We start from the raw sequence: 1,857 nt of genomic DNA on the forward strand, positions 1-1,857 counted from the left end.
GGGGCTGTCGCTTTAACGAATGAATTTTCGTGAAGCGGCAGCTTCCTTTTTGCTGTTTTAAGGATAAAATCCATCAAAAAACGCTTTTCATTGTTACAGGCTATTATTAAAGACGTACTTTAATAAGCCATTTTTGTTGGCTTGAAAAATTGTTTTGATAAGTCAAAATTTAGGCACTTTTTATCGGAAATAAATGTGTTCCGGTTCTTCCATTTTGAATCTTATTATGCAGTTTGTTTATGTTTCTTGCCATGGCAAGCAACGTACTCTCTGCAAGAACATTTGCATTTCCTTTGCTTAAATATCTGCGGAACTGCATATCCTGTTTTAAATCTCCAAAGGAGCCTTCCGCCTGTATACTTCGGTTTGTCCTGAAGAGAATCCCTTTTTCTGAGAGTATCCGGTCTAAATCTTCTTTTCTATGTTTTAGAAATATTTTCGCAACCTGAAGTGTCTTTGTCCGTTCTTCCAAAGGTGTTTTGCAATTATTCCCTTTGATGCATTCGCTTTTGTAAGGGCATCCATTACAGTCCTCACATTTATAAATCGTTTTTTCGCTTACATATCCTGTTTTGCTTTTTGAGTGGCGGATATGATCTACACCTAATTTTTTACCATTTCTACAGGTATAGATATCTTTTTTTACATCATACTCCATATTTTCTATCTTACCGATATCATTTTTATATTTACGGGTTTTGGAAATCTCATAGTTCGCAGGTTTTATATAAGAAAGCTGACCGTTTGCTTCTAGAAACAGATAGTTTTCTTCACTTTCATATCCAGCATCTGCTGTTATGTTTTTATATTTGAATTTCAAATGCTCCTGTGCATCTTTCAAAAATGGTATCAGCGTTGTGGTATCAGTAGGCTGGGGACCTATGGTAAGCCATGTGATGTATTCAGAATCCACGCCATGCTGAAGATTATAAGCAGGCTTTAACTGTCCGTTTCCCATGGCATCCTCCTTCATTCGCATAAAAGTAGCATCATGATCTGTCTTTGAATAACTGTTGCGTTCCGCACAGATATATATCTGCTGGTTATACTTTTTGAGCCGGCTCAAATAACTTTCAAGAGTTTCAATACTTTTTTGAAGCGGAGTTTTTCTTTTCCCAATCCCATGCACAAACACTATATTTTCAGTTTCTTTTAATGCATACAGTTTTTTGCGGAGCTTCTTTACATGCTTTATTTTTATCGTATTTCCATAAACGATTTTTATATCATAAAGCAACTCACACTCAGCTACAAAATCAGCAAGTTTCTGCAAAAGTTTTGCCTGGTTTTTTGTTACTGCCTTCTTCCAGACGAAAGTATACTTATTGGCACTGGCTTCAATTTTTGTACCATCAATAAAAATGGTCTCTCCGGAAATTTCTCCCATATCAAACAATGCATTAGACATTTCTGCAAGGATACGTTTAGAACAGGGAGCAAAATGGATACTTCTAAACCTTGCAAATGTTGCATGATCAGGAGCTGGGTAACCTTCTAGAAGAAACATAAAATTGATATCTCTTTTACAATTTAGTTCCATGGAACGAGAGGAGTAATCCCCGTTCATGTAAGAATAGAGCACAATCTTCAAAAGTGTTCTGGGCGACACAGAATTTATTCTTTCATAAGTAGAATATAGGTCAGTCAAATCCATAGCCTCCACAAACTGACTTAGTAATCGAACAGAATCATCTTCAGGAATGATTGTTTCAAGATTTAACGGAAGTTTAAGTTGATATCCGTCTGAATTTTTCGTATAATCTTTTTGTAATAATTTAGTTAGTAGCATAACTTAATTTTACACCAACTGCCAGATTCTTTCGAGGTCTGGCAGTTATTTTTTTGCACAAGAAAAGG

General features: G+C 35.7%; 1 protein-coding gene. It reads right to left on the minus strand.

Translation table 11 applies throughout. From position 1 onward, the window contains the following. Positions 1–169 precede the first annotated feature (169 nt). The gene (locus tag PG766_RS16750) at positions 170–1,789 is read right to left on the minus strand and encodes an IS1182 family transposase (protein ID WP_118199697.1); all 1,620 of its coding nucleotides are present in this window, start codon (positions 1,787–1,789) and stop codon (positions 170–172) included. Positions 1,790–1,857 lie beyond the last annotated feature (68 nt).

Source organism: Coprococcus sp. LG101-27, assembly GCF_027695515.1.
In the GTDB taxonomy this organism is placed as follows: Bacteria; Bacillota; Clostridia; order Lachnospirales; family Lachnospiraceae; genus Allocoprococcus; species Allocoprococcus comes.